Genomic DNA, 26,505 nt, shown 5'->3' with positions numbered 1-26,505 from the left:
CTCGGCGCGCCAACCCGACAATCCGGCGCCGCCCCACAGCATTCACATTGAGTCATCCATGAGCGACAAGAAAGCCTCTTCGAAGTCCGACGCCAAGCCGCAGTCGAAATACCCGGTCAACCTGCTCGACACCCCGTTCCCGATGCGCGGCGACCTGCCCAAGCGCGAACCGGCATGGGTGAAGGAATGGCAGGAGAACAAGATCTACGAGAAGATCCGCGCGGCGAGCCGTGGCCGCGACAAGTTCATCCTGCACGACGGCCCGCCCTACGCGAACGGCGACATCCACCTCGGCCACGCGGTCAACAAGATCCTGAAGGACATGATCGTCAAGGCGCGCAACCTCGCGGGCTTCGACGCGGTCTACGTGCCGGGCTGGGACTGCCACGGCATGCCGATCGAGATCCAGATCGAAAAGCAGTTCGGCAAGTCGCTGCCGGCCGCTGAAGTGATGCAAAAGGCGCGCGCCTACGCGAGCGAGCAGATCGAGAAGCAGAAGGCGGGTTTCCGGCGTCTCGGCGTGCTCGGCGACTGGGACAACCCGTACAAGACGATGAACTTCGCGAACGAGGCCGGCGAGATCCGCGCGCTCGGGAAGATCCTCGAAAAAGGCTACGTGTTTCGCGGACTGAAGCCGGTCAACTGGTGTTTCGACTGCGGCTCGGCGCTGGCGGAAGCGGAAGTCGAGTACAAGGACAAGACCGATCCGACCATCGACGTGATGTTCGCCTTCGCCGAACCGGAGAAGACCGCGCAGGCGTTCGGGCTCGCGTCGCTGCCGAAGGCGGAAGGCGGTATCGTGATCTGGACGACGACGCCCTGGACCATCCCGGCGAACCAGGCGCTCAACGTGCATCCGGAGATCGTGTACAGCCTCGTCGATACGCCGCGCGGCTTGCTGATCCTCGCTGAAGAGCGCGTCGAGGAGTGCCTGAAGAGCTACGACCTGAGCGGCACGACGCTCGCGACCGCGAAGGGCGAACAGCTCGCCAACCTGCGCTTTCATCATCCGCTCGCTTCAGCCCATCCGGGCTACAAGCGCACGGCGCCCGTCTATCTCGGCGACTACGTGACGACCGAAAGCGGCACCGGCATCGTGCACTCGTCGCCGGCGTATGGCGTGGAAGACTTCGTGTCGTGCAAGGCGCACGGCATGTCGGATTCCGACTTCATCAATCCGGTGATGGGCGACGGCCGCTACATCGAATCGCTGCCGCTCTTTGGCGGACTTTCGATCTGGAAGGCGAATCCGCAGATCGTCGAGGCGCTCGCGGGCGCGAAGTCGCTGCTCAAGTCCGAAAAGTACACGCACAGCTACATGCACTGCTGGCGCCACAAGACGCCGATCATCTATCGCGCGACGTCGCAATGGTTCGCCGGCATGGACGTGAAGCCGCACGACAGCGCGAAGACGCTGCGCGAAACCGCGCTCGAAGGCATCGAGGCGACGGCGTTCTATCCGTCGTGGGGCAAGCAGCGTCTCTACAGCATGATCGCGAACCGGCCCGACTGGACGCTCTCGCGTCAGCGCCAATGGGGCGTGCCGATGGCGTTCTTCGTGCACAAGGAAACGGGCGAACTGCATCCGCGCACGCTGGAACTGCTGGAGGAAGTGGCGAAGCGCGTCGAGATAAGCGGCATCGAGGCGTGGCAGACGCTTGAGCCGCGCGAGCTGATCGGCGACGACGCCAACCTGTACGAGAAGAACCGCGACACGCTCGACGTCTGGTTCGATTCCGGCACGACGCACTGGCACGTGCTGCGCGGCTCGCACAAGGACGCGCTGCAGTTCCCCGCCGACCTTTATCTCGAAGGCTCGGACCAGCATCGCGGATGGTTCCATTCGTCGTTGCTGACCGCCTCGATGCTCGATGGCCGGCCGCCCTACAACGCGCTGCTGACGCACGGCTTCACCGTCGACGGCGAAGGCCGCAAGATGTCGAAGTCGCTCGGCAACGGGGTCGATCCGCATGAGGTATCGAACCGGCTCGGCGCGGAAATCATCCGCCTGTGGATCGCCTCGACCGATTATTCCGGCGAACTCGCGATCTCCGAGGAAATCCTGAAGCGCGTGACGGAGACGTACCGGCGTATCCGCAATACGCTGCGCTTCCTGCTCGCGAACCTGTCGGATTTCGACGTCGAGAAGGACGCGCTGCCGGTCGGCGAGTGGCTCGAAATCGACCGCTATGCGATCGCGCTCGCGCAGAATCTGCAGGACGACGCGCTCGCGCATTACGAAAAGTACGAGTTCCATCCGGTCGTGTCGAAACTCGCGACGTTCTGCTCGGAAGATCTGGGCGGCTTCTATCTCGACGTGCTGAAGGATCGTCTTTACACGACCAAGCCCGATTCGCGCGAGCGCCGTGCCGCGCAGACCGCGCTCTTCCACATCGCGCATGGTTTGCTGCGGCTGATCGCGCCGTATCTGTCGTTCACGGCGGAAGAGGCCTACAAGGTGTTGAAACCCGGTCAGGACACGATCTTCACCGAGCTCTACCACGCTTATCCGCAAGTGCCGGACGCAGGCGAATTGCTCGACAAGTGGACCCTCGTGCGCTCCGCTCGCGGCGACGTGACGAAGGCGCTGGAAGAAGCGCGCACGGCGAACGAGATCGGTTCGTCGCTGCAGGCGGAAGTCGTCGTGCGGGCGAGCGGTGCGCGCTACGACGCGCTCGCGGACCTCGGCGCGGATCTGAAGTTCGTGCTGATCACGTCGGCGGCATCGCTCGTGAAGGTAGCGGGCGAAGCGGAGGAAGGTGTCGAGGTGACGGCATCGAAGTATCTGAAATGCGAGCGCTGCTGGCACTACTGCGCGGACGTCGGCGCGCACGCCGAGCACCCGGGCTTGTGCGGACGCTGCTTCTCGAACCTCTTCGGCGCGGGCGAATCGCGGAGCGCGGCATGACGGCAAGAACGATGACGAAACAAAGCAGTGCTTCTCTTGCGCCGTGGCTCGGCGTCGCGGCGATCGTGATCCTCTTCGACCAGTTGACGAAGATCGCGGTCGCGCGCGTGTTCGCCTATGGCGAGCCGCACGCGCTGACGTCGTTCTTCAACTTGCTGCTCGTCTATAACCGCGGCGCCGCGTTCAGCTTTCTCGCGGCGGCGGGCGGATGGCAGCGCTGGGCGTTCACGGGACTCGGCGTCGTGGCGACGATCGTGATCTGCTATCTGCTCAAGAAGCACGCGGCGCAACGGTTGTTCTGCACCGCGCTCGCGCTCATCATGGGTGGCGCGATCGGCAATGTGATCGACAGGCTCGCTTATGGGCATGTGATCGATTTCCTGGATTTCCACGTGAACACGTGGCATTGGCCGGCGTTCAATCTCGCGGATAGTGCGATTACCGTCGGGGCGGTGCTGCTCGTGTTCGATGAACTGCGGCGCGTGCGCGGAACGAAGTAGGCGCCGGCAAGTTTTTCAGAAGGGTCCACGATGTCACCGTCCGCGTCCGGGGAGGACGAATTGAACACAGCAGAACTGGCAGGCAAGCATCTTCTCTTGGGCCTGACGGGTGGAATCGCCTGCTACAAGATCGCCGAACTGACGCGCCTCTTGACCAAGGCCGGCGCCACCGTCCAGATCGTGATGACCGAAGCAGCCACGCAATTCATCACGCCTGTCACGATGCAGGCGCTTTCCGGCCGCCCGGTCTACACGTCCCAGTGGGACGCGCGCGTGCCGAACAACATGCCGCATATCGACCTGTCGCGTGAGGCCGATGCCATCGTCATCGCGCCCGCTTCCACCGACTTCATCGCCAAACTCGCGCACGGCCTGTGCGACGACCTGCTCTCGACGCTGTGCGTCGCGCGCGATTGTCCGCTGCTCGTCGTGCCCGCGATGAACCGCCAGATGTGGCAGAACGCCGCGACGCAACGCAACGTCGCGACGCTGCGCGGCGACGGCGTCGAGGTGCTCGGGCCGGATTCCGGTCCACAGGCGTGCGGCGAAATCGGCGACGGTCGCATGCTGGAACCCACGGCCACGTTCGAAGCCATCTGCGCGTTCTTCCAGCCGAAGATCCTGCGCGGCCGACGCGTCCTGATCACCGCCGGCCCGACTTTCGAGCCGCTCGATCCGGTGCGCGGGATCACGAACCGCTCGTCGGGGAAAATGGGCTTCTCGCTCGCGCGCGCCGCCGCGCAGGCCGGCGCCGACGTCCATCTGGTCGCGGGACCGGTCGCGCTCGAAACGCCGTGGGGCGTCTATCGTGAGGACGTGCAGACCGCGCAGCAGATGTACGAATCGGTCATGCAGGCGAGCGCCGACGCCGACATTTTCATCGCGGTGGCCGCCGTGGCCGACTGGCGCGTCGATCACGTCGCCGAGCACAAGATCAAGAAGTCGGCCGACGAGACATTGCCTACGTTCAGCTTTGTCGAAAATCCCGACATCCTCGCGGCCGTCGCGAAGCGGCCGAATCCGCCGTACTGCGTGGGCTTCGCGGCGGAAAGCGGCGATCTCGACGTGCATGGCGAGGAAAAGCGCGTGCGCAAGAACGTGCCGCTCTTGATCGGCAACCTCGGCCCGCTGACCTTCGGACTCGACGACAACGAAGTCGTGCTCTTCGAGGCGTCGGGCAAGACGCGCCTGCCGCGCGCCGACAAGAAGCTGCTCGCGCGCACGCTGATCGGCGAAATTGCGAAGCGCGCGCCGCGCGGCGGCTCGATCCTCTCCTGAACGCCTCGCGCACGGCACCGCACGATGACGAAACTCTCCGTTCTCGACCAGACGCCGGTCATCCACGGCCACAGCACGGCCGACGCCATCGCGGCCACGCTCGATCTCGCCCAGCTCGCCGACGATCTCGGCTACACGCGCTACTGGTGCGCCGAACATCACGGGCTGCGCGGCGTGTCGAATCCCTGTCCGGAAGTCCTGCTCGCCCGGATCGGCAGTCTGACGAAGCGCATCCGCATCGGCTCGGGCGGCATCATGCTGCCGTACTACAGCCCGTTTAAGATCGCCGAGCAATTTCTGATGCTCGAAGCGCTGTTTCCGGATCGCATCGACTTGGGCGTCGGACGCGCGCCCGGCGGCGACATGCGCACGGCGCAAGCCGTCGCCGCCGGCGACTACAACCGCGGCGACATTTTCCCGCAGCAGGTTGCGGACCTCATCGGCCTCTTCAACGGCACGCTGCCCGACGATCACCTCGCGCACGGCGTCCTGCTGCAACCGCAAATCGACACGCGTCCGCAACTGTGGATGCTCGGCTCGAGCGACTTCGGCGGTCTGCTCGCGGCGCAGCTCGGCATCCGCTATGCGTTCGCGCATTTCATCAACGCGCAGTATGGACATCGCGTGGCCGAGGCGTATCGCGAGCGCTTCACGCCCGGTAACGAAGCGAAGCCGTATCTCGCCGCCGCCGTGTTCGTCATCTGTGCCGACACCGACGAAGAAGCTGCCGCGCTCGAAAAAGCCGTCGACCTGCGGCGCGTGCAAATGGCCTACGGCCTGAACATGCCGATTCCGTCGATCGAACAAGGCGCCGCCCAGCACTACGGCGAGCGCGAACTGAACGTGATCGCGCGCGAGAAGAACCGCAGCATCATCGGCACGCCGGAACGCGTCACGGAGGCGCTTCATGCGCTGCAAGAACGTTTCGACGCAGACGAACTCATCGTGCTGACCGTCGCGGGAAGCTACCGCGCGCGCAGCCGTTCCTATCAACTCCTCGCCGAAGCGTTCGAGCTCGGCCGCCCGAACTGAACCCATGAAACTCGACGTCAAGATTCTCGATGCGCGCATGCGCGACTTCCTGCCCGCCTACGCCACGACCGGCAGCGCCGGCCTCGATCTGCGCGCGTGCCTCGACGCGCCGCTCGTCCTCGCGCCCGGCCAGACGGCGTTGGTGCCGACCGGTCTCGCGATCCATCTCGGCGATCCCGGCTATGCCGCGATGATCCTGCCGCGCTCCGGTCTCGGCCACAAGCACGGCGTCGTGCTGGGCAACCTCGTCGGCCTGATCGATTCAGATTACCAGGGTCAGTTGATGATCTCGACGTGGAATCGCGGCGACACGGCCTTCACGCTCAATCCGATGGAGCGCCTCGCACAGATGGTGATCGTGCCGGTCGTGCAGGCGAAGTTGAATATCGTCGACGATTTCGACGCAAGCGAGCGCGGCGCGGGCGGTTTCGGCAGCACGGGCAAGCACTGAACTTTCCCGGAAGCAAAAAAAACGGCGCGGATGAAACTCCGCGCCGTTTTTGTTTCAGCGACGCGCCGTCACGGCGCGCCACGTTGCTTTGTCACTCGACCTCGACCGCTTCCGGATTCGGATTGCGCGGCACAGGGTTTTCGTCGAACGTCAGTTGAACCTTGTCGTTCTCGTCCACATCGACGGTCACGCGGCCGCCCGACAGCAGCTTGCCGAAGAGCAACTCGTCAGCGAGCGCCCGGCGGATCGTGTCCTGGATCAGACGCTGCATCGGCCGCGCGCCCATCAGCGGGTCGAAACCGTGCTTCGCCAGGTGCTTGCGCAACGCGTCGGTGAAGAGCGCATCGACCTTCTTCTCGTGCAGCTGATCTTCCAGTTGCATCAGGAACTTGTCGACCACGCGCATGATGATTTCTTCATCGAGCGAGCGGAAGCTGATGATCGCGTCCAGACGATTACGGAACTCCGGCGTGAACATGCGCTTGATGTCGGCCATTTCGTCGCCGGTTTCGCGGCGGTTCGTGAAGCCGATCACGGACTTGTTCATCGCTTCGGCGCCCGCATTCGTCGTCATGATGATGATGACGTTGCGGAAATCCGCCTTGCGGCCGTTGTTGTCCGTCAGCGTGCCGTGGTCCATCACCTGCAACAGCACGTTGTAGATGTCCGGATGCGCCTTTTCGATTTCGTCGAGCAACAGCACGCAATGCGGCTTCTTCGTGACGGCTTCGGTCAGCAAACCGCCCTGATCGAATCCGACATAGCCCGGCGGCGCGCCGATCAGACGGCTGACCGCGTGACGCTCCATGTATTCCGACATGTCGAAGCGCAGCAATTCGATGCCGAGCGTGAACGCGAGCTGCTTCGCGACTTCTGTCTTGCCGACGCCCGTCGGGCCCGAGAAGAGGAACGCGCCGATCGGCTTATCCGTCTTGCCGAGACCGGCCCGCGCCATCTTGATCGAAGCCGACAGCGCGTCGATCGCCGGATCTTGCCCGAACACGACGCTCTTCAGGTCGCGATCGAGCGTTTGCAGCTTGCTGCGGTCGTCTTGCGAAACGCTTTGTGGCGGCACGCGCGCGATCTTCGAGATGATCTCTTCGATCTCGTTCTTGCCGATGGTCTTCTTCTGCTTCGACTTCGGCAGAATGCGCTGCGCCGCGCCCGCTTCGTCGATCACGTCGATCGCCTTGTCGGGCAGATGACGGTCGGTGATGAAGCGCGCCGACAGTTCAGCCGCCGCCGTGAGCGCGCCCGACGAATACTTCACGCCGTGGTGCTCTTCGAAACGCGTCTTCAGGCCGCGCAGGATCGCAACGGTCTGCTCGACGGTCGGCTCGGTCACGTCGACCTTCTGGAAGCGCCGCGACAACGCCGCGTCCTTCTCGAAGATGCCGCGATATTCCGTGAACGTGGTCGCGCCGATGCACTTCAGCTGCCCCGACGACAACGCCGGCTTCAGCAGGTTCGAAGCGTCGAGCGTGCCGCCCGATGCCGCGCCCGCGCCGATCAGCGTATGGATTTCGTCGATGAACAGAATGGCGTGCGGACGCTCCTTCAGTTCCTTCAGCACCGTCTTCAGACGCTGCTCGAAGTCGCCGCGATACTTCGTGCCCGCGAGCAACGCGCCCATGTCGAGCGAATAGACCTGCGCATCGGCAAGAATGTCCGGCACTTCGCCGCGCGTGATGCGCCAGGCGAGACCTTCGGCGATCGCGGTCTTGCCGACGCCGGCTTCGCCGACGAGCAGCGGATTGTTCTTGCGACGGCGGCACAGCACCTGCACCACGCGCTCGACTTCCAACTCGCGGCCGATCAGCGGATCGATCTTGCCGTCCTTCGCGAGCTGGTTCAGGTTCTGCGTGAACTGCGCAAGCGGCGTTTCCTTTTGCGCGGCGGCGTCGTCCGTTTCCGGGTTCGCCTCGCTGCTCGCCTTCGCCGCGTCGCCGCTGTTCGTCTTCGCGATGCCGTGCGAAATGAAATTCACAACGTCGAGCCGCGTCACGCCCTGCTGCTGTAGGTAGTAGACCGCGTGCGAATCCTTCTCGCCGAAGATCGCGACGAGCACGTTCGCGCCGGTCACTTCCTTCTTGCCATTCGACGTCGACTGCACGTGCATGATCGCGCGCTGAATCACGCGCTGGAAACCAAGCGTCGGCTGGGTATCGACGTCGTCCGTGCCGGGCACGGTCGGCGTGTTGTCATGAATGAAATTGCGCAGGTTCTGACGCAAATCTTCTATGTTTGCTGCGCATGCGCGCAAGACTTCAGCCGCGGTCGGGTTGTCCAACAAGGCCAGTAAAAGATGCTCGACCGTAATGAACTCGTGCCGCGCCTGACGTGCTTCCATAAACGCCATGTGCAGACTGACTTCCAGTTCCTGGGCAATCATGCTTCCTCCATCACACACTGCAGCGGGTGCCCCGCTTGCCGTGCATGGCTAACGACTTGCTCAACTTTGGTCGACGCGATGTCCCGCGTGTAGACCCCACAAACTCCCCTGCCCTCGCGATGAACCTTCAGCATGATCTGCGTCGCAGTCTCACGATCCTTGTTGAAATATTCCTGCACGACCATCACGACGAATTCCATCGGCGTGAAGTCGTCATTCAGCAGCACCACCTTGTACATCGCAGGCTGCTTGAGCTTCTGCTCCTGCCGCTCCAGTACCGTGCCGTCCTGCTTGTTGGGATTAGTCGCCATACACCCATTCTAAACAACTCGGACAAGCCCGCAATGCCGCCGGTAACGCCAACCGTCCGGTCGGAGAACTGGCACCGCGATGCCCGCATCGAGCCCATCCTGCCTGAATTCTGCCGGCGCCGTCTGCGCGCCAGCCCGCTTGAACCTTCTGTGAATCCAGTATCGCACAGCTTCAAAAAAACTGACTGCAGGGCGCATCTCGCGACTACCACTCAAGTGAGACGATTATGCGACTTTTCAAGATGCCTTGCTTGCGCGGCCGCACACACGCAAAGCAGGAATAACCCTACGAATGTGCTCTTTACAACGGGCTTATCGACCATCTCAAAATTTTCTTGACACTTGATTTAAGAGATTCAACAATCAAACTGGCACTTTTTTCCGAAGGCCATTCAGGCGAAAAAATGCCGAGGTGAGCTAGTGAGGAGGGCACGGTTCACATAGTGGCCGCTGAGCTTTTCGAGCGTGCTCGTGGAAGCGACGAGAGTTAGAGGGGAAGTAGGTATGTCAACTGGTACGGTCAAATGGTTCAATGACGCGAAAGGCTACGGATTCATCACGCCCGACGAAGGCGGCGAGGATCTGTTCGCACATTTCTCGGCTATACAGATGAACGGTTTCAAGACGCTCAAAGAAGGCCAGAAGGTCAGCTTCGAGATCGTCCAGGGACCGAAGGGCAAACAGGCTTCGAATATTCAGGACGCGGCCTGACCGTTCGATCGCACTTTTTTGCCTCCTGGACCCGGCCTCGCGCCGGGTTTTTTGTTTTTGGAATGCGGATTATGCGCGGGGGGCGGCGTCGGCGATTCGTGGAAAGCGCGGCCGGAAGTTATAAAACCCCGGCGACATCTCCAAGCCAACCAGGGCCATCTGTTCCGTGAAGCCGATCCGCGTCTCGATCATTCTACGTAATTGGGCCGCTACACCTTTATTCAGTATGGCGCGCGCACTTTCAGGCGCACAGATCATCTCGGTTAGCGCGGCGCCCCCCCCCCCGCGCAAACGCCCTGCCTTCGGCGGCTCGATCAGCGCGGCCAGATTCTTTCTCCCGGTCGCCATCGCGGGGAAGCGCGGAGCCGAGTCGGGAACGGGTGTCGTGTCGCTCATCCGACGGTTCGGCGTGAATAGTCGGCGTATCCCATAGACAACTACGCGCGGCAATCTGCTAGGTTTTCGCCGTCGCAAGCAACGGGGCTGGCGATGGGTGGGACTGAACTGAAGACGGACTCGTCTCAACGCTGGATGCTATACCGCAAGGACGCCTACGGAAGCGAGCGCATCTTTCTTTCTACCGGGCAGAAGCAGGCTGTTGAGGAAGGCAAGAAGTACTCTCACCGCGCGTATGCCGATGTATGGGCGAAGGATGCCGCGCTCGTGCAGCGTGTCCGCTCGTTTCTCGGTACGAATTTTCACTGGCATCAGCGGCTGGCAAAGAAAGGCGCTGATCTTGAGATCATAGAAACCTTGCAGTCCATTCGATGATCAATACTCGAAACGAAATTGAGCGGCGCTTGTCGGTGCTTCGAGACCTGGAGTTGAGCGGCTTGAATCGGGCGGCAGACATGCTCACTCTTGGGTTCGGTACACAGCATCCTGTTACCAACTTTAAAGGGGCCGTGAAATATGTCAGTGCGTAGGCGCTGCACATTCAATGCACGTGGAGACTTGAGAAGGCGGCCTGCGTTGTGGCAACCGTGGATGATCTCCGCGGGCCAGATGACAAGGCGCACAGCACTGCGGATCGTCTCCGGGAAATGCTGGTAGAACGCGGCCCCAGCATTGTCGAAAGCGTTTTGGTGGACGAAGCGGGCGGCGTAGTGCTTTCGCTGTCGCGAGGGTTTCGCCTTGTCGTTATCCCGGATGGTATTGAAGGGGACGAAGATTGGCGGTTCTTCGCGCCGGGCGTGAATGCAGCGCACCTGGTGATCGAAGACGGAGCGGTCGCCCCTGAGTCATTCGACTAAAACAAAAACAAAAAGCCGACTTTCGCGAGTCGGCTTGATGCCGCCTTTCCGGCCTTCGGTTCCTGCGGCACGACGCGCCAGTATTTCCGGCCTCGGCGCGTGCGCCGCGATTGCCAGATCGACGATGCAAAAATGACCGATGCGCGCGCGGCTTTATTTCCGGCGTCCAGCGAAAAGATTTTATCCGCTATTTTCCCAAGCGTTGATGCTTAACGATTCTCGATAACGCGCGGCTTTGATTATCGAAAGTCATGAAAAAACCCCGGCGACACTTGCATGCCAGCCGGGGCCTTCTATTGCGTGAAGCCGATCCGCGACTACATATTCTCGATCATCACCTGCCCGAACCCGGAGCACGAGACCTGCGTCGCGCCTTCCATCAGTCGCGCGAAGTCGTACGTCACGCGCTTGGAAAGGATCGATTTCTCCATCGAGCGGATGATCACATCCGCCGCTTCCGTCCAGCCCACGTGACGCAGCATCATTTCCGCCGACAGAATTTCCGAGCCCGGATTTACATAATCCTTGCCCGCATACTTCGGCGCGGTGCCGTGCGTCGCTTCGAACATGGCGACCGAATCCGACAGGTTCGCGCCCGGCGCAATGCCGATGCCGCCAACCTGCGCCGCCAGCGCATCGGAAACATAGTCGCCGTTCAGGTTAAGCGTGGCGATCACGTCGTATTCCGCCGGACGCAGCAGGATCTGCTGCAGGAACGCATCGGCGATCACGTCCTTCACGACGATGTCATTGCCCGTCTTCGGATTCTTGAGCTTCATCCACGGGCCGCCATCGATGAGTTCCGCGCCGAACTCCTGCTGCGCGAGTTCATAGCCGTAGTCGCGGAACGCGCCTTCGGTGAACTTCATGATGTTGCCCTTGTGCACGAGCGTGACCGTGCGGCGGTCGTTGTCGATCGCGTACTGGATCGCCTTGCGCACGAGCCGCTGCGTGCCTTCCTTCGAAACGGGCTTGATGCCGATGCCCGATGTCTCCGGGAAGCGGATCTTCTTCACGCCCATTTCCTCGCGCAGGAACTTGATGACCTTCTTCGCTTCCTCCGACTGCGCAGGCCACTCGATGCCGGCGTAAATGTCTTCGGAATTCTCGCGGAAGATGATCATGTTGATCTTCTCGGGCTCGCGCACCGGCGACGGCACGCCCTTGAAGTACTGCACCGGCCGCAGGCAGACGTACAGGTCCAGTTGCTGGCGCAGGGCGACGTTCAGCGACCGGATGCCGCCGCCGACGGGCGTCGTGAGCGGGCCCTTGATCGAGACGATGTATTCCTTCACCACGTCGAGCGTTTCTTCCGGCAGCCACACGTCCGGGCCGTATACCTTGGTCGCCTTTTCGCCCGCGTAGATCTCCATCCAGTGGATCTTCTTCTTGCCGCCGTAGGCCTTCTCGACCGCCGCATCGACGACCTTGATCATCACCGGCGTGATGTCGAGGCCCGTGCCGTCGCCTTCGATGTACGGAATGATCGGCTGGTCGGACACGTTGAGGGAGTAATCCGCGTTGACGGTGATCTTCTCACCGCCCGTCGGAACCTTGATGTGCTGATACGGCATGGTCGACTCCAAAGAAGGCTGGGCTGGTTGATACCTGGCTTGCGAACTGGCTGAAGCAGATTGCGACGATGCATCAGCTGCGCATTCCGGCGAGCGTCGCCGCGCGCCCCTTGGCCGGCCGGGCATCCAGAATAATATTCTAGCCCACCGGGGCGGGCCGCCACGCAGCGTCCGAAGCAGCGTCGAGCGCGCGCGGGACTGCATAGGCAAAGACCGAATGCAACTCATATGTCTTATATAAGACCTACGCGTTACAGAGTCGGATTATGCATTAATATGCCGCCATCCGCCAGCGCGCAGACGAGCCCGAAGCCAGCCCGAAGGCGCGTGATTCAAGGCCCGGCGCCCTCTTCCGATTTCTCTTCATCCCAGCCATGTCGCTCATTGCCCTCAACAAGCCGTTCGGCACGATCTGTCAGTTTTCCGCGCATGAGACGCGCGCGTCGCTCGGGGACTGGGTGAAAAAGCCGGACGTTTATCCCGCGGGCCGACTCGACGCCGACAGCGAGGGCCTCCTGCTCCTCACCGACGACGGCGCATTGCAGACGCGCATCGCCGAGCCGCGTCACAAGCTCATCAAGCGTTATTGGGCGCAAGTGGAAGGCGCGCCTGACGAAGCGGCGCTCGCGCGCCTTGCGAAGGGCGTCGATCTCGGCGACTACGTCACGCGCCCGTGTCACGCAGCGTTCGTCGATTCGGCGAACGCCGAGGCACGACTGTGGCCGCGCACGCCGCCGATCCGCCATCGCGCGGCGATCCCGACGACATGGATCGAACTGTCGATCACCGAAGGCAAGAACCGCCAGGTCCGGCGCATGACGGCGGCGGTGGGCTATCCGACGTTGCGGCTCGTGCGCGTCGGCATCGGCGCGCTTGATGTGTTCGCGCTCGGGCTCGCACCGGGCGAGTCGACGGAGTTGCCGCCACGCGCGCCGTGGACAGGCGTCGCATGAACTTCGCCGTGCCTGAAACGCCTGTCACGAAAAAGCGCTAATGCACGACGCGCCAAGCGATTTCAATCGATCCGCAATATCAAAAAAGATTTTCGTCAACCGGTTGTCGCCACCCTGCGTTAGTGGTCGCAGATGCCTTGCAAAGCTATCCGGCATTAGCGAATGACCGCATCAAACACCTGCTTGAGACAGGCATTTTGTAAGGTTTTAGCGCTCGCAGCGATACCGGTTTATTTATCGATATCACTGTCAACCGAAAGGTGGATGGCTCGTTTACCGACATGACTCCAATAACCGGGTCGTTTGGTTAATTTACTCAAGCTGAGGATTCACAAGATGAACAAACTGATCGCTGCTCTCGTCGCTGGCCTGTTCGCAACGGCTGCATTCGCACAAGCTTCGGACGCAATGGCTCCGGCGGCTGCACCGGCAGCAGCTTCGACCGCCCACAAGTCGACGCACCACAAGAAGACGTCGCACAAGAAGTCGCACAAGAAGGCAGCTACGTCGGCTGAAGCAGCACCGGCCGCTGCTACGGGCGCATCGCAGTAAGTTTGTTGTAACTCGCTTTAAAGCGAAGCCAGAAAAACAGCCGTACAGCTACCGCAGTACAGCCGTCGCGATGGCGTTAAAAGGCAGAATGCCCTCGGGTACTCTGCCTTTTTCTTTTGCAGGTGCATCGAGTAACATGCGCGGGTCATTTCCGCTTTTTCGGCTTTTTCCCGTTCTTTTCTGTTACCTGGGCTTTCAAGGAGTTTCGTCGTGCGTCTTTCGCTGCGCTCATTTAAACCGCTCGCTTCATTCGATCCGCTCGCCTCGCTTCGCCAGTCCGGTTTCGGCCGGGGTCTCCGCGCGCTGGCCGTCGCGCTCCTTCTGCCGATCGCGGCGATCTCCACGGTGCAGGCGCAGCAACTGCCGGCGGGCGCGAAGCAGCCGGGCGAATTTCCGCGCGCGCGGCTCACGGCCGGCATGTTCGTGATCGACGCAGCGGTCGCGGCAAACGACGCCGATCGCGAGCAGGGACTCATGTATCGCACGAAACTCGCGCCCAACGAAGGCATGCTGTTCGTCTTCAACGAAACCGCCGTGCATTGCTTCTGGATGAAGAACACGCTGATCCCGCTGTCGATCGCGTTCATTCGCGGCGACGGCACGATCACCGACATCGACGAGATGCAGGCCGAGACGACCGACAATCACTGTCCGCGCAACAACGGCGTCTACGCGCTCGAAATGAGCAAGGGCTGGTTCACGTCGAAGGGCATCAAGCCGGGCATGAAGATTCAAGGGCTTCCGGCCGCGCGATAGGCCTGCCGCAGTCGCCCCACGCGAACGCGGTCTGCCGAGCCGGCGCGTCCACCCGACGCGCCGGTTTTTTTTCGCCCGCGGCGTCGCTGCGCCGCAACCGGCCGCGTCGCGCGCCGCGCGCATCGGCGCCCGGGCGCGCCTGGCAGGAATCCTGCAAGAAGCGTGTCGAAGCGCTATCCTAATAGACCGCGAGAGATCAGCGAGACGCTGTCCGGCGCTTTTCCCGGTCGCGCGCGAAGGCGGCGCCAGCCTGCCTTTCGCCGCTTCAGGGAAAGTTTGCCATCCGCTCGCCCCATCCACAGGAGGTTCACGTGCCCCGCAAGACTCCCATCGAGCGCTATCGGAACATTGGCATCAGCGCTCACATCGATGCCGGCAAGACCACCACCACCGAACGCATTCTTTTCTACACCGGTGTGAACCACAAGATCGGCGAGGTTCACAACGGCGCGGCCACGATGGACTGGATGGAACAGGAGCAAGAGCGCGGCATCACGATCACCTCCGCTGCCACGACGGCCTTCTGGAAAGGCATGGCCGGCAATTACCCGGAACACCGCATCAATATCATCGACACCCCCGGGCACGTCGACTTCACCATCGAAGTCGAGCGTTCGATGCGCGTGCTCGACGGTGCCTGCATGGTCTACGACTCGGTCGGCGGCGTGCAGCCGCAATCGGAAACCGTCTGGCGCCAGGCCAACAAGTACAAGGTGCCGCGCATCGCGTTCGTCAACAAGATGGACCGCGTCGGCGCCGACTTTTTCCGCGTGCAGCGTCAGATCGGCGACCGGCTGAAGGGCGTCGCGGTGCCGCTGCAGATCCCCGTCGGCGCGGAGGATCACTTCCAGGGCGTGATCGACCTCGTGAAGATGAAGGCGATCATCTGGGACGAAGCGAGCCAGGGCGTGCTGTTCGAGTATCAGGAGATTCCGGCGAACCTGCTCGCGACCGCGCAGGAATGGCGCGACAAGATGATCGAGGCCGCCGCCGAAGCGAACGAAGCCTATCTCGAGAAGTATCTGGGCGGCGAGGAACTGACCGAGGAAGAGATCAAGAGCGGCATCCGCCAGCGCACGATCGCCAACGAAATCGTGCCGATGCTCTGCGGCAGCGCGTTCAAGAACAAGGGCGTGCAGGCGATGCTCGACGCCGTGATCGACTACCTGCCCTCGCCGGTCGACGTGCCCGCCATCCTCGGTCATGACGAGTACGACAAGGAAGCCGAACGCCATCCGACCGACGACGAGCCGTTCTCCGCGCTCGCGTTCAAGATCATGACGGACCCGTTCGTCGGGCAGCTGATCTTTTTCCGCGTGTATTCGGGCGTCGTGAACTCGGGCGATACCGTCTACAACGCCGTGAAGGAAAAGAAGGAACGGCTCGGGCGGATTCTTCAGATGCACGCGAACGAGCGCAAGGAAATCAAGGAGGTTTACGCGGGCGACATCGCCGCGGCCGTCGGTCTGAAGGAAGCGACCACCGGCGACACCCTTTGCGATCCGAATCACGTGATCATCCTCGAAAAGATGATCTTTCCGGAGCCGGTCATCTCGCAGGCCGTCGAGCCGAAGACCAAGGCCGATCAGGAAAAGATGGGCATCGCGCTCAACCGCCTCGCGCAGGAAGATCCGTCGTTTCGCGTGCAGACGGATGAAGAATCCGGCCAGACCATCATCTCCGGCATGGGCGAGCTGCACCTCGAAATTCTCGTCGACCGGATGAAGCGCGAATTCAACGTCGAGGCGACCGTCGGCAAGCCGCAGGTCGCGTATCGCGAGACGATCCGCGTGCCGATCGAAGATGTCGAAGGCAAGTTCGTCAAGCAGTCGGGCGGACGCGGGCAGTACGGCCACGTCGTCATCAAGATGGAACCGCAGAAGCCGGGCGGCGGCTACGAATTCGTCGATGCGATCAAGGGCGGCGTCGTGCCGCGCGAGTACATTCCGGCGGTCGACAAGGGTATTCAGGAAACGCTGAAGGCGGGCGTGCTCGCGGGTTATCCGGTCGTCGACGTGAAGGTGACGCTCACGTTCGGTTCCTATCACGACGTCGATTCGAACGAAAACGCGTTCCGCATGGCCGGGTCGATGGCGTTCAAGGACGGCATGCGCCGTGCGAAGCCCGTGCTGCTCGAACCGATGATGGCGGTCGAAGTAGAAACGCCCGAGGATTTCATGGGCAACGTGATGGGCGACTTGTCCAGTCGGCGCGGCATCGTGCAGGGCATGGAGGACATCGCCGGCGGCGGCGGCAAGCTCGTGCGCGCGGAGGTGCCGCTCGCGGAAATGTTCGGCTATTCGACTACGCTGCGCTCGCTCTCGCAGGGCCGCGCGACCTACACGATGGAATTCAAGCACTACGCGGAAACGCCGTCGAACGTCGCCGAGGGCATCGTGAACGCGAAGTCGAAGTAAGCTGCGTTGCTGTAACGAGTCCGTTGTATGCCCGTGCTTCACGAGTGGCCGCAACGGACTTTTTTTATCCGCGCGCTTTACCTGACCAGAACGGGAGACGACGATGAGCGACGAACCGAAGATCGACTGGCGCGAGCACGGCGTGAAGGTGATCCGCGCCAGTCAGCTCGATACCAATACGCCGCAGACGCCCGGCATGAATCGCGCGGCCGCGATCGACGCGGCGCGGGTCGGGGCACAGAAGATCTGGGCTGGCACGGTGACGATCCATCCGAACGCGAAGACCGGTGCGCACCATCACGGCGCGCTGGAGAGCGTGATTTACGTCGTGCGCGGCGAGGCGCGCATGCGCTGGGGCGAGCACCTCGAATTCACCGCCGAGGCGGGCCCCGGCGATTTCATCTTCGTGCCGCCTTACGTGCCGCATCAGGAGATCAACGCGCGCACCGACGAGCCGCTCGAATGCGTGCTCGTTCGCAGCGACAACGAGGCCGTGGTGGTGAACCTGAACATCGATGCGGTGGAGAAGCCGGAAGAGGTTTTCTGGGTCGATCCGATCCACAAGCATCCGCACGATCACTGACGCGGCTTTCGCGGCGCGGGAGTTGCTAGCTGTCGCTTTCTGAGCCGGCGCGAAGCGAGTACGGCGAGTCGCGTCGGAGGAATTCTGCCCGGCTACACTGGCGAGGCCCCGGCAGGCCCGGCGAACCGGCGGCGCGTCTGGCGGCGCGTCTTATAACGCCGCCCGCAACAATTACAACAGACGGAACGGAACGCCCACTGATGAAGACATCAACCGATCACGATCAAGCCTTCGACCGCGCCCTCGACGATTCGCGCACCTCGGCCGGCGAACTCGGCAATCACGCCATCGACGAATTCAAGGCCGGCCGGCTCACGCGGCGCGAACTGCTGCGGCACGCGAGCATGCTCGGACTCGCGCTCGCGCTCGGCGGCGCGATCGACATCGGCGGCGGATTGGGCGGATTGAGCGTATTGGGCACACCGCGCGCCCGCGCACAGGGTGCGGGCAAGCCCGGCGGCACGATCCGCGTCGCGCATCTGACGCCCGCGGGCGCGGTCGATCCGCTCACCGTGACGGACGCCGCCGGCCTCGCGCTCATCAACCAGACGGGCGAATTCCTGATCGACGACGACGGCGAGAAGCTCACGCTGCGCCCGGCGCTCGCGCTCTCCTGGAAGTCGAACGACAAGGGCGACGTGTGGACCTTCAAGCTGCGCGACAACGTCAAGTTCCATGACGGTCAGAAGATGACCGCGAAGGACGTCGCCGCGACGTTCAACCGCCTGGCCGACCCGGGCAGCGGTTCGGCGGCGCTGTCGGTGCTGAAGGGCGTGTTGTCGAAGGATTCGGTGAAGGCCATCGACGCGCTCACGGTCGAATTCCATCTCGATGCGCCGAATGGCAACTTCCCGTTCTACGTTTCGTCCGACAACTTCAACGCGGTGATCCTGCCCGCGAACTTTTCGGGCAGCTACGAGAAATCGTTCATCGGCACGGGGCCGCTCAAGTTCGAGAAGTACACGCCGAAAGTGGGCGCGTCGTTCGTGCGCAATCCGGACTATTGGGGCGAAAAGGCGCTGCCCGATCGCGTGAGCTTCGCGTTCTACGCCGACCAGCAGGCGCAACTGCTCGCGCTGCAAGGCCGCCAGGCCGACGTGATGGGCGACTTCACCGTCCAGGGCGGCCTGTCCGTGCTGAACAATCGCGAGTTCAAGGTGCTCGGCGTGAAATCGAGCGCGCATCGGCAGATGCACATGCGCAACGACATGGGACCGTTCAAGGACAAGCGCGTGCGTCAGGCGCTCGCGCTCGCGATCGACCGCGAGATCATGGTCAAGGGCCTGTTTCGCGGCCGCGCCGCGCTCGGCAACGACAGCCCGTTCGCGCCGATGTTCCCGTCGAGCGATACGTCGGTGCCGCAGCGCAAGATCGACGTCACGAAGGCGAAGCAACTGCTCGCGCAGGCCGGCGTGCCGAACGGTTTCGAGATCACGCTCACCACCGAGAAGTACATGGAGATTCCCGATCTCGCCGTGGTGATCCAGAACGCGGCCAAGGCGATCGGCGTGAAAATCTCGCTGAAGGTGGAAAGCCAGGAGCTGTATTACGGCGCGGGCACGTTCGGCAAGTCGGACTGGCTCGATTCGCCGCTTGGCATCACCGACTACGGCCATCGCGGCGTGCCGAACGTGTTCCTCAACGCGCCGCTCGAAAGCGGCGGCACGTGGAATGCCGCGCACTTCAAGAATCCGCAATACGACAAACTGGTCGCCCAGTTCGTCGCGGCGCTCGATGTCGCCTCGCAGAAGAAGTTTTCCGCGCAGATCCAGAACCTCTTGCTCGACGAAACGCCGGTCGTGATTCCGTATTTCTACGACTATCTGGTCGTGACGCGGGCGAACGTCGCGGGCGTGCGCTTCAATGCGAATTCTCAGCTTTATCTCGATCGCGCGACCATCGGCGGCTGATCCGGTGGCTGATTCGTCTCTCGGCCGCGCTTCTCGCGCGGCGCGCAACTGGAGGGCTCCGCGACCATGAACACGGCGACGACAGAAGCGCTCACGCCCACGCGGCGCGGCGGCAGTGCGTGGCGCATCGCGGGTTTCGTCGGCACGCGGCTCGTGCTGGCGCTGATCACGCTGTGGCTCCTTTCGGTGATCGTGTTCGCCGGCGGCCAGATGCTGCCCGGCGACGTCGGCCGCGCGATCCTCGGCCCGCTCGCCGACGCGCGCGCCGTCGCGGCGCTCAATCACCAACTGGGCGTCGACCGGCCGCTTCTCACGCAATACACGGCGTGGATCGGCCATTTCCTCGCCGGCGACATGGGCCAGTCCTACGCGTTCCGCTCGGCCGTCGCGCCGTTCGTGCTCGACGCGCTCGCCAATTCCGCGAAGCTCGGCGCGCTGGCGTTCGTCGTCGTGGTGCCGCTCGGCATCGCAGGCGGCGTGGTCGCGGCGCTGCACGCGGGCCGCTTCATCGACCGCGCGATCAGCATCACCGGCCTCTCGGCGACGGTCGTGCCGGAATTCGTCTCGTCGATCGTGTTGATCCTCGTGTTCGGCGTGTGGCTCCAGTGGCTGCCGATCGAAGCGACCTTCCCGCCCGACGCCAACGTGCTCGTGCAGTTGAAGCATCTGATCCTGCCGGTGCTGCCGCTCGTGCTGGTGTTCTTCGGCTACATCGCGCGGATGGCGCGCGCGGGTACGGTCGAAGCGCTCGACGCCGACTACACGCGCACCGCGATCCTCAAGGGCCTGCCGCGCCGCACGGTGATCTGGCGGCATGTGCTGCGCAACGCGCTCCTGCCGACCGTCACGGTCGCCGCGACGCAGCTCGGCTACATGATCGGCGGGCTGGTCGTCGTGGAAACGCTCTTTCACTATCAGGGCATCGGCTCGCTGATCTACAACGCCGCGAAGGCGAAGGACTTTCCGATGCTCGAAGCCGGCGTGCTGACCGTCGGGGTGATCTACACGGCGGCGAACCTGATCGCCGATGCGCTCTATGTCGTGCTCAATCCGCGGCTGCGCGTGAAGGAATCGCGATGAGCACCCTGCCCTCGCCCACGGTCAAGACGCCGCGCTTCGAACGCTCGGCGGCGCTTCTGCGCTCGCCGGCCTTCCTGGTCGGCGCGCTGATCCTGTTGTTCTGGGTGGCGTGCGCGCTCGTCGGACACGCGCTCGTGCCGCAGGACCCCTACGCCTCCGATCCGCTCAATTCGCTCACGCCGCCCGACGCCGCGCACTGGTTCGGCACCGATCAGCTCGGCCGCGACGTGTTCGCGCGCGTGATCGTCGGCGCGCGCGACATCCTCACGATCGCGCCGCTCGCCACGCTGCTCGGCACGCTCGCGGGCACGGCCATCGGTCTTGTCGTCGGCTATTTCGACGGCTGGGTCGACAACGTGATCGGCCGCGTGATCGACGCGCTGCTCGCGCTGCCGCTCGTGATCGTCGCGCTGCTCGCGCTCGCGGCGGTCGGCGCGAGCAACGCGACGGTGATCGTCGTGATCGGCCTCACCTTCGCGCCGATCACCGCGCGCACGGTGCGCTCGGCGGTGTTCGCCGAGCGCAATCTCGACTACGTGCTCGCGGCGCAACTGCGCGGCGAAAACGCGTTCTACATCATGTTCGCCGAGATCCTGCCGAACGTGCTGCAACCGATCATCGTCGAGGCGACGGTGCGGCTCGGCTACGCGATCTTCGCCGTCGCGACGCTCTCGTTTCTCGGCTTCGGCATTCAGCCGCCGTCCGCGGACTGGGGCCTCGCGCTCTCCGAAAGCTACACGCTGATGGCGGGCGGCGCGTGGTGGACCGTCGTCTTCGATGCCGCCGCGATCGCCTCGCTCGTGGTCGGCGTGAATCTCGTGGCGGACGCCGTCGAAGGCGTGCTCGACCGATGAATGGACCTCCGAGCGCCGCGTTCCCCGCCTTCGATGTCGGCAAGCGCGACCGCGCCGACGCGCTCACCATCGTCGGCCTGACGGTCGCCTATCGCATGCGGGGACGCGAGCGCGACGTGTTGCAGGACGTAACCTTGCGCGTGAAGCGCGGCGAGGCGTATGGCCTCGTCGGCGAATCGGGCTGCGGCAAGTCGACGGCCGCGCTCGCGGTGCTGCGCTATCTGCCGCGCAACGGGCGCGTGAAGGCGGGCAGGATTTCGATCGGCGGACAGGACGTCGCGTCGCTTAACGCCGACGCGCTGCGCCACATGCGGGCCAACGCGGTGTCGATGGTCTACCAGGACCCGGGCCGCGCGCTCAATCCGTCGCTGACCATCGCGCGGCAGGTGTCGGAGGCGTTCGAGGCGTCGGGCGCAACGGCCGCCGACGCGCTCGCGCGCACCGTCGAGATGCTCAGGCGCGTGCGCATCGCGTCGCCCGAGCGCGTGATGGAAAGCTATCCGCATCAATTGTCGGGCGGCATGCAGCAGCGGGTCGTGATCGCGATGGCGCTCGCGTGCAATCCCGAACTGCTGATCCTCGACGAACCGACAACCGGGCTCGACGCCACCGTCGAGGCCGAAGTGCTCGATCTGATCGCGCAACTGCGCGCGGAACTCGGCACGGCGGTGCTCTTCATCAGCCACAACCTCGCGGTGATCGGGCGCATGTGCGACCGCGTCGGCGTGCTGTACGCGGGCAAGCTCGTCGAGGAAGGCGTGACGCGCGACGTGTTCGCGCGGCCGCGTCATCCGTACACGGTCGGCTTGCTGCGCTGCCTGCCGGCCATCGGACGCAGCAAGGACGCCGGCCGGCTCGACACGATTCCCGGCTCGCTGCCGCTGCCGGGCACGGTGACGCAAGGCTGCATCTACGCGGACCGCTGCAAGCTCGCCGACGAACGATGCCTGCGCGACGCGCCGCCGCCTTATCGCGTGACATCTGCGAACGGCGACCAGATGGCGCGCTGCCACTATCACGAACGCGCGATCGAGCTGCCGCGCGCGACGCCCGACGCCGTGAGCGGAACCGCCGCGCCCAAGCGCACGGGCGTCGCGCTGCGCGCGCGCAACGTGTCGAAGACGTTTCGGGTCGGCAACGAAGCGGTGCGCGCGGTGCACGACGTCTCGCTCGATCTCGCGGAAGGCGAGACGCTCGGCCTCGTCGGCGAATCAGGCAGCGGCAAGACGACGCTCGCGAAACTGCTGCTCGGCCTCATCTCCCCCGACGAAGGCGCGACGCTAGAACTCGATGGCGCAGCCCTCCCCGCACGCGTCACGCGCCGCAACGACGCGCAGGTGAAGTCGCTGCAGATCGTGTTCCAGAATCCGGATTCGGCGTTGAATCGCGCGCATTCGGTGCGTCGGCTGATCGCGCGTTCGCTCGCGAAGCTCGCGTCGCTGCGCGGCGCGGCGAAGGAAGCGCGGCTCCAGTCGCTCGCCGAATCGGTGCGGCTGCCCGAGCGCTATCTCGGTTCGCGCACGCGGCAGCTTTCGGGGGGACTGAAGCAGCGCGTCGCGATCGCGCGCGCGTTCGCGGGCGATCCGCGCGTGGTCGTCTGCGACGAGCCGACCTCCGCGCTCGACGTCTCCGTGCAGGCCGCGATCCTCAACCTGCTCGCCGATTTGCAGCGCGAGCGCGGCGTGAGCTATGTGTTCATCTCGCACGATCTCAACGTCGTGCGTTATCTGTCGGACCGGATCGCGGTGCTGTATCTCGGCAGGATCATGGAAATCGGGCGCGCGGCGGACGTCTTCGGCGGGCCGCAGCATCCTTATACGGAGGCGCTGCTGTCGTCCGTGCCGACGCTTTGCGATGGCGCTCAGGAAACGCGCATTCGCCTCTCAGGCGAATTGCCGAGCGCGGCGAATCCGCCTTCGGGCTGCGTCTTCCATACGCGCTGTCCGCGCAAGCTCGGCGCGATCTGCGAGGAACAGGCGCCGCCCGACGCCGACGCGGGCGACGGCCACCGCATTCGCTGTCATATCCCGGTCGAGGAACTGCGCGCGCTGCAAACAGGCGCCAGGGCCGGGGCAGCTTGACGGAAGCAGCTTGACGGAACACAACTTGACGGAACGCAACTTGACGGAACCTATGCCGGCGCCACGCCTCTCATTCGAACACCGTTCGATATGAGGATAAAAATGAAGCGACACATCCCGATTGCTCTCGTCATCAGCGCCGCTTGCGCCACGCTCGGCGTCGCCGCGTCCGCGAACGCGCAGCAGAACGCGTCCGCCTCCGTCGATCCGAGCTTCACCGCCTATTCGCTCGCCCAGCAGTGCGCGCAGAAAAGCGACAACACGGCGCAAGGCCAGTGCGTCGGCGCGGTGCGCGGCATCGTGCGCGGCTACCAGTACGGCGTGCTGTTTCTCGGTCAGCGCGCGTCGCTGCCCGCCAACGAAACCCAGCGCGTCTCGCTCTGCCTGAACGACGTGAAGGTATCGGCGATCGTCGACGACTTCCTCGCCGACGCCAAGCAGGTCAAGGACGACGACCTCAAGCGCACGCCGGCCGAAGTCGCGGTGCTCGGGTCCGTGCATTCGCATCACGCGTGCATGTGACGCTTCACTGAACCTCGGGCGCGACCGTATTGCCGGCCGCCGCGCCCGGCACGCTGACCGACGCGGCCGCCGGCTCTTCTTCGTGCCGGCGCGCGAGGCGCGCGCAGTCGCCCATCGGCAGCCGCCTGACGACTATCCACGCCACCACCATCGCGATCAGTCCGAAGATCGCGCTGCCCACCGCCTGCCCGACGAGCACGCCGATCGGACCGTGCCTGATGCCCGCCGCGACGAACGGCACCGTGCCGAGCGTCGTCCTTCCCCAGTTGAAGATCGTCGAGAAGAGCGGGCGGTCGAGATTGTTGAACGTCGCGTTGGCGACGAAAAGGCATCCGACGAACGCGTAGCTCGCGACGAGCCACGAGCAGAACGTTGCGATAATCTCGGCTGTCACGCCTTGCGCCGAGAATGCGCGGATCAGCCCGTTCTGCGCGAATGCCAGCACGAGCCAGGCGAGCGCGACCGTCGCCAGCACGAAACCGAGACTATTGAGAATAGTCTCGCGGATGCGGTCCGCGCGTCCCGCGCCCAGGTTCTGCGCGACGATCGGCCCGACCGCGCCGGTCAGCGCATAAATCAGCGCGAAGGCGACGGGCGTGATGCGGTCGATGGTCGCCTGCCCCGCGATCGCAGCCGGCCCGAAGCGCGCCATCGCATGCGTGACGTAGGCGCTCGCGACGGGCGTCGCGAGATTGGTCAGCACGGCCGGCAGTGCGATCTTCAGCACGGGCCGGACGTCGTCCCAGGCGCGCCGCGCCTGAAGGCGGCCGATCAGCCGGTTCGCCCGCGCGACGCCGTACAGCCCGACCCACGCGAGCGCGACGCGCGCGATCACGTTCGAAATGGCCGCGCCGGTCAAGCCGAGATGCAGGCCGAAGATCAGGATCGGATCGAGGATCGCCGTGACGATCGCGGCGGTCAGCGTGACCGTCATCGCGCGGCGCGCATCGCCGGTGGAACGCATCAGCGCGGACGTGCACATGCCGATCGCGAGCAGCGGCAAGCTCGGCGCGGTGATGTAGAGGAACTGGCGCGTGAGCTCGCGCGTCTCGCCGGTGGCGCCGAGGACGTCGAGGATCGGTTCGAGCAGCAGCAGTGTCGCCGCGCTCAGCACGACGGTCACGAGCACCATGCACGCGAGGCTCGCGGTCGCGACCTGCCGCGCCTTCGCGCTCTGGCCCGCGCCGAGCAGACGCGCGACCGTCGCGCTCACGCCGATCGTCATGCCGATCGAGATCGCGACGTGAAAGAAATTGATCGTGCCCGCGAAGCCGACCGCCGCCGCAACGGACGTATCGCCGAGCATCGAAACGTAGAACAGGTTCGCGAGATCGACGGCGAAGACGGCCATCAGACCGATCGCGCCCGTGCCGGCCATGACGATCACATGACGCAGCGTCGAGCCGGTGACGAAGCGGGCGGCGTGCGCCGCTGTCTTCGATGTCATTGTGCTGCCTTCATGGCGCTGCCCCGAAATTCGATGTGCGCATCATGGCACGAACGAGCATGCGTCGTGCCGGGCTGGACGCCGTGGAAAGCGTCGCTGCGACCCGCGACATTGCGCTTCGATTGCGGTTAAAGCCCGCCGCGCCAGCCGTTTGTCTTAGAATCGCCGCTTGGCCTCCCTTGCGTCCGCTTTATGAACTCGACATCGGAAGACCGCTGGCGCGACTTGCGCCCGGACCCGGACAGCGACACCCCGCTTTATCTGCAGCTCGCGCGCAAGCTCGCCAATGCGATCCACGACAATCGCTGGAACGCCGGCGAAGCGCTGCCATCGGAGCGCGTGTTGTCGGAGGCGCTCGGGGTGTCGCGGATCACGTCGAGAAAGGCCATCGCGCTGCTCGTCGAGCAGGGGCTCATCCGCCGCACGCAAGGCGCGGGCAGCTTCATCACGCCGCGCTACGAAGACCCGCTTTCGCGCCTGTCCAGTTTCAGCGAGATGCTGCGCCGGCGCGGCTTCACGCCGAGTTCGAAGTGGCTCTCGCGCGTGATCGAGCCCGCCAACCGCGACGAAGTGATCCAGCTCGGCCTCTCGCCCGCGGCGGCGGTGGCGCGGTTGCGGCGGCTGCGTCTCGCTGACGGCATCGTGATGGCCGTCGAGAACTCGACGTTTCCCGCCTCGCTGATTCCCGATCCGCTCGCGGTCGGCGATTCGCTCTACAGCTTCCTCGACCAGCGCGGCCTGTCGATCGTGCGCGCGCTGCAGCATTTTCGCGCGGTCAACGCGAGCGACGAGATCGCGCAGCAGATGGGCATCGCGCCGCATGACGCGCTTTTGCTCATCACGCGCGTGGGCTATACGGCGGACCAGCGCGCGATCGAACTCACCGATACCTACTGCCGCAACGACTACTACGATTTCGTCGCGGAGTTGCGCAAATAGA

24 protein-coding genes are annotated in these 26,505 nt (G+C 64.0%); 19 read left to right on the top strand and 5 right to left on the bottom strand.

The genetic code is table 11. The annotated features are described in order from the left end of the window. The first annotated feature begins 58 nt into the window (after positions 1-58). From ileS to dut, 5 genes are read left to right on the top strand one after another with little or no spacing between them, the layout of a single operon-like run. The gene (gene ileS, locus QCE48_RS02975) at positions 59-2,908 is read left to right on the top strand and encodes an isoleucine--tRNA ligase (protein WP_309786199.1); all 2,850 of its coding nucleotides are present in this window, start codon (positions 59-61) and stop codon (positions 2,906-2,908) included. Then, positions 2,905-3,408: a signal peptidase II gene (lspA, locus tag QCE48_RS02970; protein ID WP_309786200.1), complete on the top strand. Its 504-nt coding sequence runs from the start codon at positions 2,905-2,907 to the stop codon at positions 3,406-3,408. Before ileS ends, lspA begins: the two co-directional genes overlap by 4 nt. A gap of 60 nt (positions 3,409-3,468) precedes the next feature. After that, positions 3,469-4,686 (top strand): bifunctional phosphopantothenoylcysteine decarboxylase/phosphopantothenate--cysteine ligase CoaBC, encoded by a 1,218-nt coding sequence (gene coaBC, locus QCE48_RS02965; RefSeq protein WP_309786201.1) that lies wholly within the window; start codon positions 3,469-3,471, stop codon positions 4,684-4,686. A 24-nt stretch (positions 4,687-4,710) separates the two neighbouring features. Further along, positions 4,711-5,718: an LLM class flavin-dependent oxidoreductase gene (locus tag QCE48_RS02960; RefSeq protein ID WP_309786202.1), complete on the top strand. Its 1,008-nt coding sequence runs from the start codon at positions 4,711-4,713 to the stop codon at positions 5,716-5,718. A gap of 4 nt (positions 5,719-5,722) precedes the next feature. Next, positions 5,723-6,169, top strand: coding sequence for a dUTP diphosphatase (gene dut / locus QCE48_RS02955; RefSeq protein WP_309786203.1), 447 nt, complete (start codon positions 5,723-5,725; stop codon positions 6,167-6,169). Between the two features lie 91 nt (positions 6,170-6,260). On the opposite strand, the gene clpA is transcribed toward dut, so the two are convergent. Both clpA and clpS read right to left on the bottom strand, forming a co-directional pair. Beyond that, positions 6,261-8,561 carry an ATP-dependent Clp protease ATP-binding subunit ClpA gene (clpA, locus tag QCE48_RS02950; protein WP_309786204.1) on the bottom strand — a complete coding sequence of 767 codons (2,301 nt, stop codon included), beginning with the start codon at positions 8,559-8,561 and terminating at the stop codon, positions 6,261-6,263. Continuing rightward, positions 8,558-8,872: an ATP-dependent Clp protease adapter ClpS gene (clpS, locus tag QCE48_RS02945; protein WP_309786205.1), complete on the bottom strand. Its 315-nt coding sequence runs from the start codon at positions 8,870-8,872 to the stop codon at positions 8,558-8,560. The genes clpA and clpS overlap by 4 nt, the downstream gene beginning before the upstream one ends. A gap of 504 nt (positions 8,873-9,376) precedes the next feature. On the opposite strand from clpS, the gene cspD reads away from it, so the two are divergent. Further along, positions 9,377-9,583, top strand: a complete 207-nt coding sequence (cspD, locus tag QCE48_RS02940) for a cold shock domain-containing protein CspD (protein ID WP_008351201.1) — start codon at positions 9,377-9,379, stop codon at positions 9,581-9,583. Between the two features lie 69 nt (positions 9,584-9,652). Here cspD and QCE48_RS02935 read toward each other — a convergent pair whose 3' ends face one another. After that, the gene (locus tag QCE48_RS02935) at positions 9,653-9,979 is read right to left on the bottom strand and encodes a hypothetical protein (RefSeq protein WP_309794074.1); all 327 of its coding nucleotides are present in this window, start codon (positions 9,977-9,979) and stop codon (positions 9,653-9,655) included. 93 nt (positions 9,980-10,072) lie between these two features. Here QCE48_RS02935 and QCE48_RS02930 point away from each other — a divergent pair, with 93 nt between their 5' ends. Beyond that, entirely contained in the window at positions 10,073-10,354 is a 282-nt protein-coding gene (locus QCE48_RS02930; RefSeq protein WP_309786206.1) for a hypothetical protein, read from the top strand. Between the two features lie 203 nt (positions 10,355-10,557). After that, the gene (locus tag QCE48_RS02925) at positions 10,558-10,836 is read left to right on the top strand and encodes a hypothetical protein (RefSeq protein WP_309786209.1); all 279 of its coding nucleotides are present in this window, start codon (positions 10,558-10,560) and stop codon (positions 10,834-10,836) included. Positions 10,837-11,153: 317 nt separating this feature from the next. Here QCE48_RS02925 and icd read toward each other — a convergent pair whose 3' ends face one another. Continuing rightward, positions 11,154-12,410: an NADP-dependent isocitrate dehydrogenase gene (icd, locus tag QCE48_RS02920; protein ID WP_309786210.1), complete on the bottom strand. Its 1,257-nt coding sequence runs from the start codon at positions 12,408-12,410 to the stop codon at positions 11,154-11,156. A 374-nt stretch (positions 12,411-12,784) separates the two neighbouring features. Between icd and QCE48_RS02915 the strand changes: the two genes are divergently transcribed. The 10 genes from QCE48_RS02915 (at position 12,785) to QCE48_RS02870 (ending at position 24,118) form a co-directional block, all read left to right on the top strand. Then, positions 12,785-13,363: a pseudouridine synthase gene (locus QCE48_RS02915; protein ID WP_309786211.1), complete on the top strand. Its 579-nt coding sequence runs from the start codon at positions 12,785-12,787 to the stop codon at positions 13,361-13,363. Between the two features lie 336 nt (positions 13,364-13,699). Next, positions 13,700-13,915, top strand: a complete 216-nt coding sequence (locus QCE48_RS02910; RefSeq protein WP_309786212.1) for a hypothetical protein — start codon at positions 13,700-13,702, stop codon at positions 13,913-13,915. A 303-nt stretch (positions 13,916-14,218) separates the two neighbouring features. Further along, on the top strand, positions 14,219-14,671 hold the full coding sequence (locus tag QCE48_RS02905; protein WP_309788288.1) for a DUF192 domain-containing protein: 453 nt from the start codon (positions 14,219-14,221) through the stop codon (positions 14,669-14,671). A gap of 311 nt (positions 14,672-14,982) precedes the next feature. Further along, positions 14,983-17,088 carry an elongation factor G gene (gene fusA, locus QCE48_RS02900; protein WP_309786213.1) on the top strand — a complete coding sequence of 702 codons (2,106 nt, stop codon included), beginning with the start codon at positions 14,983-14,985 and terminating at the stop codon, positions 17,086-17,088. A 103-nt stretch (positions 17,089-17,191) separates the two neighbouring features. After that, positions 17,192-17,671, top strand: coding sequence for a cupin domain-containing protein (locus QCE48_RS02895; protein WP_309786215.1), 480 nt, complete (start codon positions 17,192-17,194; stop codon positions 17,669-17,671). 200 nt (positions 17,672-17,871) lie between these two features. Continuing rightward, the gene (locus tag QCE48_RS02890) at positions 17,872-19,581 is read left to right on the top strand and encodes an ABC transporter substrate-binding protein (RefSeq protein ID WP_309786217.1); all 1,710 of its coding nucleotides are present in this window, start codon (positions 17,872-17,874) and stop codon (positions 19,579-19,581) included. 66 nt (positions 19,582-19,647) lie between these two features. Continuing rightward, a complete protein-coding gene (locus QCE48_RS02885) occupies positions 19,648-20,661 on the top strand; it encodes an ABC transporter permease (RefSeq protein ID WP_309786218.1) in 1,014 nt (337 codons plus the stop codon). Next, positions 20,658-21,515, top strand: a complete 858-nt coding sequence (locus QCE48_RS02880) for an ABC transporter permease (protein WP_309786219.1) — start codon at positions 20,658-20,660, stop codon at positions 21,513-21,515. The genes QCE48_RS02885 and QCE48_RS02880 overlap by 4 nt, the downstream gene beginning before the upstream one ends. Beyond that, on the top strand, positions 21,512-23,596 hold the full coding sequence (locus QCE48_RS02875) for an ABC transporter ATP-binding protein (RefSeq protein WP_309786222.1): 2,085 nt from the start codon (positions 21,512-21,514) through the stop codon (positions 23,594-23,596). Before QCE48_RS02880 ends, QCE48_RS02875 begins: the two co-directional genes overlap by 4 nt. A gap of 102 nt (positions 23,597-23,698) precedes the next feature. After that, positions 23,699-24,118, top strand: a complete 420-nt coding sequence (locus QCE48_RS02870) for a Rap1a/Tai family immunity protein (protein ID WP_309786223.1) — start codon at positions 23,699-23,701, stop codon at positions 24,116-24,118. 4 nt (positions 24,119-24,122) lie between these two features. Here QCE48_RS02870 and QCE48_RS02865 read toward each other — a convergent pair whose 3' ends face one another. Beyond that, a complete protein-coding gene (locus tag QCE48_RS02865; protein WP_309786224.1) occupies positions 24,123-25,565 on the bottom strand; it encodes an MATE family efflux transporter in 1,443 nt (480 codons plus the stop codon). A 192-nt stretch (positions 25,566-25,757) separates the two neighbouring features. Here QCE48_RS02865 and QCE48_RS02860 point away from each other — a divergent pair, with 192 nt between their 5' ends. Then, positions 25,758-26,504: a GntR family transcriptional regulator gene (locus QCE48_RS02860; RefSeq protein WP_309786225.1), complete on the top strand. Its 747-nt coding sequence runs from the start codon at positions 25,758-25,760 to the stop codon at positions 26,502-26,504. Position 26,505 lies beyond the last annotated feature (1 nt).

The sequence above is a fragment of the Caballeronia sp. LZ024 genome (assembly GCF_031451455.1).
Lineage (GTDB): Bacteria > Pseudomonadota > Gammaproteobacteria > Burkholderiales > Burkholderiaceae > Caballeronia > Caballeronia telluris.
The sequence above is the reverse complement of the archived record's forward strand: the minus strand, read 5'-3'. Positions and strand labels throughout refer to the sequence as shown.

What these genes read in the sequence shown, in the direction of transcription:
- QCE48_RS02915 (WP_309786211.1), top strand. Translation starts at nt 12,785, where the DNA reads ATGTCGCTCATTGCCCTCAACAAGCCGTTCGGCACGATCTGTCAGTTT.
- QCE48_RS02910 (WP_309786212.1), top strand. Translation starts at nt 13,700, where the DNA reads ATGAACAAACTGATCGCTGCTCTCGTCGCTGGCCTGTTCGCAACGGCT.
- QCE48_RS02930 (WP_309786206.1), top strand. Translation starts at nt 10,073, where the DNA reads ATGGGTGGGACTGAACTGAAGACGGACTCGTCTCAACGCTGGATGCTA.
- QCE48_RS02860 (WP_309786225.1), top strand. Translation starts at nt 25,758, where the DNA reads ATGAACTCGACATCGGAAGACCGCTGGCGCGACTTGCGCCCGGACCCG.
- QCE48_RS02890 (WP_309786217.1), top strand. Translation starts at nt 17,872, where the DNA reads ATGAAGACATCAACCGATCACGATCAAGCCTTCGACCGCGCCCTCGAC.
- ileS (WP_309786199.1), top strand. Translation starts at nt 59, where the DNA reads ATGAGCGACAAGAAAGCCTCTTCGAAGTCCGACGCCAAGCCGCAGTCG.
- QCE48_RS02935 (WP_309794074.1), bottom strand. Translation starts at nt 9,979, where the DNA reads ATGAGCGACACGACACCCGTTCCCGACTCGGCTCCGCGCTTCCCCGCG.
- QCE48_RS02885 (WP_309786218.1), top strand. Translation starts at nt 19,648, where the DNA reads ATGAACACGGCGACGACAGAAGCGCTCACGCCCACGCGGCGCGGCGGC.
- dut (WP_309786203.1), top strand. Translation starts at nt 5,723, where the DNA reads ATGAAACTCGACGTCAAGATTCTCGATGCGCGCATGCGCGACTTCCTG.
- QCE48_RS02870 (WP_309786223.1), top strand. Translation starts at nt 23,699, where the DNA reads ATGAAGCGACACATCCCGATTGCTCTCGTCATCAGCGCCGCTTGCGCC.
- clpS (WP_309786205.1), bottom strand. Translation starts at nt 8,872, where the DNA reads ATGGCGACTAATCCCAACAAGCAGGACGGCACGGTACTGGAGCGGCAG.
- icd (WP_309786210.1), bottom strand. Translation starts at nt 12,410, where the DNA reads ATGCCGTATCAGCACATCAAGGTTCCGACGGGCGGTGAGAAGATCACC.
- QCE48_RS02865 (WP_309786224.1), bottom strand. Translation starts at nt 25,565, where the DNA reads ATGACATCGAAGACAGCGGCGCACGCCGCCCGCTTCGTCACCGGCTCG.
- QCE48_RS02960 (WP_309786202.1), top strand. Translation starts at nt 4,711, where the DNA reads ATGACGAAACTCTCCGTTCTCGACCAGACGCCGGTCATCCACGGCCAC.
- QCE48_RS02895 (WP_309786215.1), top strand. Translation starts at nt 17,192, where the DNA reads ATGAGCGACGAACCGAAGATCGACTGGCGCGAGCACGGCGTGAAGGTG.
- QCE48_RS02875 (WP_309786222.1), top strand. Translation starts at nt 21,512, where the DNA reads ATGAATGGACCTCCGAGCGCCGCGTTCCCCGCCTTCGATGTCGGCAAG.
- QCE48_RS02880 (WP_309786219.1), top strand. Translation starts at nt 20,658, where the DNA reads ATGAGCACCCTGCCCTCGCCCACGGTCAAGACGCCGCGCTTCGAACGC.
- clpA (WP_309786204.1), bottom strand. Translation starts at nt 8,561, where the DNA reads ATGATTGCCCAGGAACTGGAAGTCAGTCTGCACATGGCGTTTATGGAA.
- cspD (WP_008351201.1), top strand. Translation starts at nt 9,377, where the DNA reads ATGTCAACTGGTACGGTCAAATGGTTCAATGACGCGAAAGGCTACGGA.
- lspA (WP_309786200.1), top strand. Translation starts at nt 2,905, where the DNA reads ATGACGGCAAGAACGATGACGAAACAAAGCAGTGCTTCTCTTGCGCCG.